The following is a 7,220-nucleotide window of genomic DNA, read 5'->3' on the forward strand; positions in this document are numbered from 1 at the left end:
CCGGCGCTCGCCAAGCGCATGCAGCTCCTGCGCACGCACGGCATCACGCGCGACGCCGAGGACATGACGAAGGAGCCCGACGGCCCCTGGTACTACGAGCAAGTCGCGCTCGGCTACAACTACCGCATGACCGACGTGCAGGCCGCGCTCGGCTCGAGCCAGATGCGCCGCGTGGACGAGTTCGTGGCCGCGCGGCGCCGCCTGGCGGCCCGCTACGACGAGTTCCTCTCGGGTCTTCCGCTGCGGACGCCTTGGCAGCACCCGGATACGGCGTCGGCTTGGCACCTGTATGTCGTGCGGCTGAAGCCGGAGGAGGTCCGCCGCTCGCATCGAGAGGTGTTCGAAGGCATGCGTGCAGCGGGAATCGGGGTGAATCTCCATTACATCCCCGTCTACCGCTTGCCGTACCACTCGCGCCCCGACCTGCGGCCCCAGGATTTCCCGCAGACTGAGCGCTACTATGCCGAAGCGATCAGTCTCCCGATGTATCCCGCGTTGAGCACGGGAGAGCAGGACGAGGTCATCGTCGCTCTTAGGGCTGCACTCGTGTCATGACCACCGCCATCATTGTCCAGGCCAGGATGGGTTCCAGTCGGCTGCCGGGGAAGGTATTGCTGCCGATCGAAGGGCGCCCGATGCTGTCGTACCAGCTAGAGCGCCTCAGGGCTGTCGAGAGGGCCGACGTAATTGTGGTTGCCACTTCGACTTCCAAGGCGGACGACCCGATCGATGAGCTTTGCTGCGAGGAGGGAGTGTCATCGGTGCGCGGTCCAGAGCTGGATGTTCTTTCCCGCTATGAGAAAGCTGCCGCGGCGTGCGGTGCATCGGCGATAGTGCGCGTGACCGCCGACTGCCCACTCATCGACCCCGACCTGATCGACGAGTCCATCCGGGTATTCCGCGAATCGCCGGACAAGCCCGACTTTGTGTCCAACATGCTGCAGCCAACCTGGCCGTACGGCATGGCGGTGGAGGTTTTCTCTCGACGCTGCCTGGCGGAAGCGAACGCGGAAGCGACCGACCCCGACGAACGTGAGCATGTCACCCCCTTCATCTGGCGCCGCCCCGACCGCTACCGGCTCAGATCGCTGACCCGGGAGCCAGATCTCAGCCGCCATCGTTGGACAGTGGATACCCCGGAGGATTTCGAGCTGATAAGCCGCATCCTCGGCAAGCTCGCCGCCCGCAATGCCGATTTCAGGCTCGAGGACGTGCTTGCCGTGTTGAGAAGGAATCCGAGTTGGGAGAACCTCAACCGCCATGTGGCCCAGCGCGCGGTTGCGCACGCGTCCAAGGAGGCGTGATGCCGTACAACACCGAGCAGGAAGGGTTCTGGGCCGGCCAGTTCGGCACGGACTACATTGCCCGCAACGAAAGCAAGGCGCTGCTGGCCGCGAACGTCGGTCTCTTCGCCAGAGCGCTGCGCGGCGCGGGGACGATCTCGTCATGCGTCGAGTTCGGCGCCAACATCGGCATGAACCTGCGCGCGCTGCGCGTGCTCTACCCCGAAATTTCCCTGCGCGGCATTGAAATCAACCGCGACGCGGCCGCCGAGTTGGCCAAGCTGCTCGGCGACGAGCGAGTGTACTGCGGCTCGATGTTCGACTTCCAGCCGGCCGAGCCGGCCGACCTGACGCTGAGCAAGGGAGTGCTGATCCACATCAATCCCGACATGCTGCCTGCCGCCTACAGCAAGCTCTACCAAGCCTCGCGCAGATGGATTCTGATCTGCGAGTACTACAATCCATCCCCTGTAGCCATCCCCTACCGCGGGCACAGCGACCGGCTGTTCAAGCGCGATTTCGCCGGCGAAATGCTGGAAGCCTACCCCGGGCTCGCACTGGTCGACTACGGCTTCGCCTACCGGCGCGATCCGGTCTTCCCGCAGGACGACATCTCCTGGTTCCTACTCCGGAAATAGTCAGACCATGCTGAAGTACTGCGTCAAGTGCGTGATGCCGCACACCAAACCCGATCTGCACCTGGATGAGGAAGGCGTGTGCAATGCTTGCCGTGCCTACGAGCTGCGCGCGGCGGTCGATTGGGAGCAGCGGCGCAAGGAACTGCTCGAAATCCTCAAGCGCTACCGGCGCAACGGCGAGAACTGGGACTGCATCGTGCCGGTGAGCGGCGGAAAAGACAGCACGTACCAGGTGATCCGGATGCTGCAGCTGGATCTCAATCCCCTGTGCGTGACTTCCACGACCTGCGACCTTTCCGATATCGGGCGCAAGAACATCGAGAACATCAAGCACCTCGGCGTCGACTACATCGAGTTCTCGCCCAATCCGCTGGTGCGCGCAAGGCTGAACCGTATCGGACTGACAGAGGTAGGCGACATTTCCTGGCCCGAGCACGTCGGCATCTTCACCATCCCGGTGCGGGCAGCCGTGCAGTTCAACGTGCCGCTGATCGTGTGGGGCGAGAACTCGCAGAATGAGTATGGAGGCCCCGCAGCGGCGGCGCAGAACAACGTCCTCACGCGCCGCTGGCTGGAAGAGTTTGGCGGCTTGCTGGGGCTCAGGGTCGCCGACCTGCCCGAAAGCTATGGCTTCGAGCGCCGGCACCTGCTGCCCTACCAGTACCCCAGCGACGCTGACCTGCAGCGCGCTGGCGTGACCGGGCTGTTTCTCGGCCATTACATTCCCTGGGACGGGCTGTCCAACGCGCTGATCTCGCAGGCGAACGGGTTCACCTCGCTGCCGGCGGCCGTCGAGGGCTCGATGGTGAATTACGAGAACCTCGACAATCACCAGACCGGCATCCACGACTACTTCAAGTTCCTCAAGTTTGGCTTCTCGCGCGCGACCGACATCGCCTGCTTGCACGTGCGCCGCGGCCGCCTGACCCGCCAGGACGCGCTGGAGATCGTGCGCAAGCGCGACGGGAAATTCCCCTGGACCTACCTCGGCAAGCCGCTGGCGGCGATCCTCGAGCCGCTCGACATGTCGGTCGAGGAGTTCATCCGCGTCTGCGACAAGTTCACCAACAAGAAGATCTTCAAGCGTGATGGGTCGGGCGCGCTGCTCAAGGACAAGCACGGCAACCTCGAGAAGGTCAACTACGACAATCCGTGAAGGTCGGCATCGTCAACTATGGGATGGGAAACCTCGGCTCGGTGCGCCGCGCGCTCGAGGATCTGGGAGCACAGGCGTTCATCGCCGACCATCCGGGCGCGCTCTACGAAGCCGACCGCGTGGTGCTTCCTGGCGTGGGCGCCTTTCTGGAAGGCATGACGCGCCTGCGCGATGGCGGCTGGGCCGATGCCTTGCATAAGCTCAACCGGGACCACCGCCGGCCGCTGCTCGGCATCTGCCTGGGCATGCAGATGCTCGCCAGCCGCGGTGAAGAGGGCGGCGGCACGCCGGGACTGGGCTTCGTGGAAGGCGACGTCGTGCGCCTGGATAGCCTGGGCTGCCGCCTGCGCATCCCACACGTAGGCTGGAACGACCTCTGCTACGGCGCCGGCGCTGCCGCACGTGCGCTCTTTGCCCACATTCCGCAGCGATCGGACTTCTACTTCGTCCACAGCTACGCCTTCCACGCGCGGCGCGAGGCGGATGTCGCCGCCACTACCGACTACAGCGTGCCAATCGTGGCGGCGATCGGCCAGGGCAACGTGTTCGGCACCCAGTTCCATCCGGAGAAGAGCTCCAAGGTCGGCCGCCAGCTGCTGCGCAATTTCCTGGATTACGTGCCGTGCTGAAAGTGCGCGTGATTCCCAGCCTGTTGTGGAAGGGTCCGGGCCTGGTGAAGGGCGTCGGCTTCAACAGCTGGCGGAGGGTCGGACCTGTTCTGCCCGCGATCAAGGTCTACAATGCGCGCGACGTGGACGAGCTGGTGCTGCTCGATATCGTCGCCTCGCAAACCGGCGAGGCGCCGGACTACGTCACGGTCGCAGACCTGTCCAATGAATGCGCGGTGCCACTGACCGTGGGCGGCGGAATTTGCCGCCTAGAGCAGATCGTGGCGCTGCTGCACGCGGGTGCGGACAAGGTGAGCATCAATTCCTCCGCGGTCGAGCGGCCCGAGTTGATCAATCAGGCGGCAGCGAAGTTCGGCGCGCAGTGTATTGTCGCCAGCATCGACGCGCGGCGCGAGACGGACGACCGGGTGGTTGTCTGGATCCGTTCCGCGACGCAGGACACGGGGCGCGATCCCGTGGAGTGGGCGCGCGAGCTGGCCGACAGGGGCGCGGGCGAGATCCTGCTGACCTCAATCGATCGCGACGGCACGATGCAGGGGTACGACCTGCAGCTGATCGAACGCGTGTCAGCAGCGATCGCCATCCCGGTCATCGCCTCGGGTGGCGCGGGCACCTACCAGCATCTGGTCGACGCGGTCCTGAAGGCGGGTGCTTCGGCCGTAGCGGCTGCGAGCATGTTTCACTTTACTGAGCAGACACCGTCCGGGGCTAAGCAGGCGCTACACGCTGCAGGCATTCCGGTTCGAAGCACTTTCGTGGCGGGGTCGGGTTGACCGCGATGCGTATCGCCTTGCGCGCGGACGCGTCTGCCGAAATGGGTATCGGGCATGTGACTCGTTGCCTCGCTCTAGCGCAGGCACTGGAAGGAGCGGGGACCGAGTCCTGTCTCCTAAGCCGGTCTCTAGGCGTGGATACGCAGGCCCTCGCGCGCCGTGCGGGGGTGGCGCATCAATCGCTCGCGGCGCCGAGCGGCGCAGGCGGATCGAAGCGCGGGTCTCCGCGCCACGCGGATTGGGCGCAGGTGTCCTGGGAGCAGGATGCCGCGCAGACGGCGGCGGCCCTCGCGGATTGGTCGCCCGCCTGGGTGGTGGTCGACCATTACGCCTTTGACGCGTGCTGGCACCGCGAAGTCGGTGCGAGGCTGCGCACGCGGATAGCAGTGGTCGACGATCTGGGGGACCGCGCCCTCGATGCGGCGCTGCTCATCGACCAGAACCTGGCCGTGGACTTTCGCGCCAAGTACAGCGGCCGCTGGCCGGCAGACCGGCCCCTGCTCGGGGGGCCGCGGTACGCGCTTCTGCGGCCCGAGTACGCCGCGGCGCCGAAGTACTCATGGCGTGAGGAAGTGCGCAGCATCGGCATCTTCCTGGGCGGAGCCGATATCGCAGGGCTATCCGCACGCGCGCTCGAAGCCTGCCGATCGGTCGCTGGCTTTCGCGGGCCGATCGAAATCGTGACGACGAGCGCGAATCCGGAGCTAGCAACGCTTCGCCAGGCGTGCGCCGACTCGCCGGGAACCACGCTGGCCGTCGACTTGCGCGACCTGAGCGACTTCTTCGCCCGGCACGACCTGCAGATCGGCGCCGGCGGCGGTGCAAGCTGGGAGCGCTGCTGCATCGGCGTACCGACATTGACGCTGGTCGGCGCCGAAAACCAGGCGGTCGTGGTGCAATCGCTGGTCGCGGGGGGAATCACCAGGACGGCGAGATCGACCACGGTCGAGGACATCGGCGACGCAGTCGCGCGACTGATCGAGGATGCGCCGGACCGGCGCGCCATGGTGGAGCGCTCGAGGGCACAAGTCGACGGCCGCGGCGCCTTGCGCGTCGCGGCTGCGCTTCTCGGCGCAGAGCTGCGTCTGCGCCCCGCAGTGGAGTCGGACGCCTGCATCGCGCATAAATGGCGTCAGGACCCGCGAACGCGGTCGCGCTTCAGAGATTCAAGGGAAGTGCCCTGGGAAGCACATACGTCGTGGTGGAAGGAAGCGCTGCAGGATCCGCTGCGCCGCCTGCTGGTAGCCTGTTGCGGACGCCTGCCCGTCGGCATCCTACGATTCGATCTTTCGGCCTCCTCGGCGGAGATCTCGCTGTACCTCGACCCCGAACTAACCGGGATCGGCCTTGGCACCCGGTTGCTGGTTGAAGCAAAGCGCTGGATTGCCGCGGAGGAGCCTTCGTTGCGTCGCCTGACAGCGCACGTCATGGAAGGCAACAGCGTATCCGCTGCCGCTTTCTCCAGCGCGGGTTTCACGCGCGTGGGCGCACTCGACTGGACCTGGGAGACGTCAAGTGCCCAACGATAGGCGCATCGTTCTTGCGACCCCGCATAGCCGGCATGACGCGCTGGAAGTCGCGCTCGCCTCCAAGCACGGTTTCAGCGTCCTGCGTATCCGCGATCGCGGCGAGCTAAGCGCCGAGAATCTGAAGGCGCACGCACCGAGCCACCTGTTCTTCCCGCACTGGTCCTGGAAGATCCCGCCGGAAGTATGGCAAGGCTTCACCTGCGTGGTGTTTCACATGACCGATCTACCGTTCGGCCGCGGCGGGACCCCGCTGCAAAACCTCATCGTGCGCGGCATCGAAGATACAAAGCTCTCGGCGCTGCTCTGCACCGAAACGCTGGATGCAGGACCGGTCTACCTCAAGCGACCGCTGTCGCTACTCGGCAGCGCCGAGGAAGTGCTGCTGCGCGCGGCCGCGCTCATGGAGTCGATGATCGTCGAGATCGTCGAGCGAGACGTGCGCCCGCAGCCGCAGACCGGCGCTCCGGTGCTGTTCCAGCGCCGCACACCCGATCAGGGCGACCTCAGTACTGCCGAAACGCTGGAGAAGGTGCACGACATCATCAGGATGCTTGACGCGGACGGGTATCCGCGCGCCTTCATCGAGATCGGGCGCCTGCGCCTTGAGTTCGGGCGCGCCAGCCGCCGGCCCGACGTAGTGCTGGCCGACGTAAGTATTTCGCTCATCCCGGAGAGGGACGACACGTGAGCAAGAGTGCACTGGTGATCGCGGCGCATCCTGACGACGAAGTGCTCGGCTGTGGCGGAACCATCGCCCGCATGGCGCGGGAGGGCTGGCGGGTCAGCATCCTCATCCTCGCCGAAGGCGCCACCAGCCGGGCGCCGAGGCGCGACCGCGGCGGCCGGCGTGCGGAGCTGTCCGCACTGCAGGGCAGCGCGCGCCGGGCCGCCAAGATCCTGGGAGCGTGCTCGGTCCGGCTTGAGGGCTTTCCCGACAACCGGATGGACGGCGTCGATCTGCTCGACATTGTCAAGTGCATTGAGGCTGAGGTTCGGCGCGTGGAGCCCTCGCGTGTACTGACGCATCACCCTGGTGATGTGAACGTCGACCATTTCATCACTCAGCGGGCGGTGGCTGCCGCCTGCCGGCCGCTGCCGGGGTCACCCGTCCGCGAGCTCCTGCACTTCGAGGTGCCCTCGAGTACCGAATGGCACGGCTCGCGCGCCGCCGCCGCGTTCTGCCCGAGCGTGTTCGTCGACATCTCCGGAACG

General features: G+C 65.9%; 9 protein-coding genes. All 9 read left to right on the forward strand.

Going from position 1 to position 7,220, the window contains the following annotated elements; all coding sequences use genetic code 11:
* The coding region (locus tag AB7U92_RS18420) for a DegT/DnrJ/EryC1/StrS family aminotransferase (RefSeq protein WP_428580227.1) at positions 1 to 555 on the forward strand (555 nt) is incomplete at its 5' end.
* Positions 552 to 1,304, forward strand: a complete 753-nt coding sequence (locus AB7U92_RS18425; protein WP_428580230.1) for a cytidylyltransferase domain-containing protein — start codon at positions 552 to 554, stop codon at positions 1,302 to 1,304. The genes AB7U92_RS18420 and AB7U92_RS18425, both read left to right, overlap by 4 nt.
* A complete protein-coding gene (locus AB7U92_RS18430; RefSeq protein WP_428580233.1) occupies positions 1,304 to 1,921 on the forward strand; it encodes a pseudaminic acid biosynthesis-associated methylase in 618 nt (205 codons plus the stop codon). The genes AB7U92_RS18425 and AB7U92_RS18430 overlap by 1 nt, the downstream gene beginning before the upstream one ends.
* A 7-nt stretch (positions 1,922 to 1,928) precedes the next feature.
* Positions 1,929 to 3,077, forward strand: coding sequence for an N-acetyl sugar amidotransferase (locus AB7U92_RS18435; RefSeq protein ID WP_428580236.1), 1,149 nt, complete (start codon positions 1,929 to 1,931; stop codon positions 3,075 to 3,077).
* Positions 3,074 to 3,706 (forward strand): imidazole glycerol phosphate synthase subunit HisH, encoded by a 633-nt coding sequence (gene hisH / locus AB7U92_RS18440; protein WP_428580239.1) that lies wholly within the window; start codon positions 3,074 to 3,076, stop codon positions 3,704 to 3,706. Before AB7U92_RS18435 ends, hisH begins: the two co-directional genes overlap by 4 nt.
* A complete protein-coding gene (gene hisF, locus AB7U92_RS18445; RefSeq protein ID WP_428580242.1) occupies positions 3,700 to 4,479 on the forward strand; it encodes an imidazole glycerol phosphate synthase subunit HisF in 780 nt (259 codons plus the stop codon). Before hisH ends, hisF begins: the two co-directional genes overlap by 7 nt.
* A gap of 5 nt (positions 4,480 to 4,484) precedes the next feature.
* Positions 4,485 to 6,008 (forward strand): UDP-2,4-diacetamido-2,4,6-trideoxy-beta-L-altropyranose hydrolase, encoded by a 1,524-nt coding sequence (pseG, locus tag AB7U92_RS18450; RefSeq protein WP_428580245.1) that lies wholly within the window; start codon positions 4,485 to 4,487, stop codon positions 6,006 to 6,008.
* A complete protein-coding gene (locus AB7U92_RS18455) occupies positions 5,995 to 6,696 on the forward strand; it encodes a hypothetical protein (protein WP_428580248.1) in 702 nt (233 codons plus the stop codon). The genes pseG and AB7U92_RS18455 overlap by 14 nt, the downstream gene beginning before the upstream one ends.
* Positions 6,693 to 7,220, forward strand: a 528-nt coding sequence (locus tag AB7U92_RS18460; RefSeq protein WP_428580250.1) for a PIG-L deacetylase family protein, incomplete at its 3' end; no start/stop codon positions are given. The genes AB7U92_RS18455 and AB7U92_RS18460, both read left to right, overlap by 4 nt.

Origin of the sequence: Piscinibacter sp. (assembly GCF_050175855.1) — a bacterium.
Taxonomy (GTDB): Bacteria; Pseudomonadota; Gammaproteobacteria; order Burkholderiales; family Burkholderiaceae_C; genus Piscinibacter.

Bases quoted from the DNA above. Each gene is read 5' to 3' on its own strand.
- AB7U92_RS18425 (WP_428580230.1), top strand. From the start codon at position 552: ATGACCACCGCCATCATTGTCCAGGCCAGGATGGGTTCCAGTCGGCTG.
- AB7U92_RS18430 (WP_428580233.1), top strand. From the start codon at position 1,304: ATGCCGTACAACACCGAGCAGGAAGGGTTCTGGGCCGGCCAGTTCGGC.
- AB7U92_RS18435 (WP_428580236.1), top strand. From the start codon at position 1,929: ATGCTGAAGTACTGCGTCAAGTGCGTGATGCCGCACACCAAACCCGAT.
- pseG (WP_428580245.1), top strand. From the start codon at position 4,485: ATGCGTATCGCCTTGCGCGCGGACGCGTCTGCCGAAATGGGTATCGGG.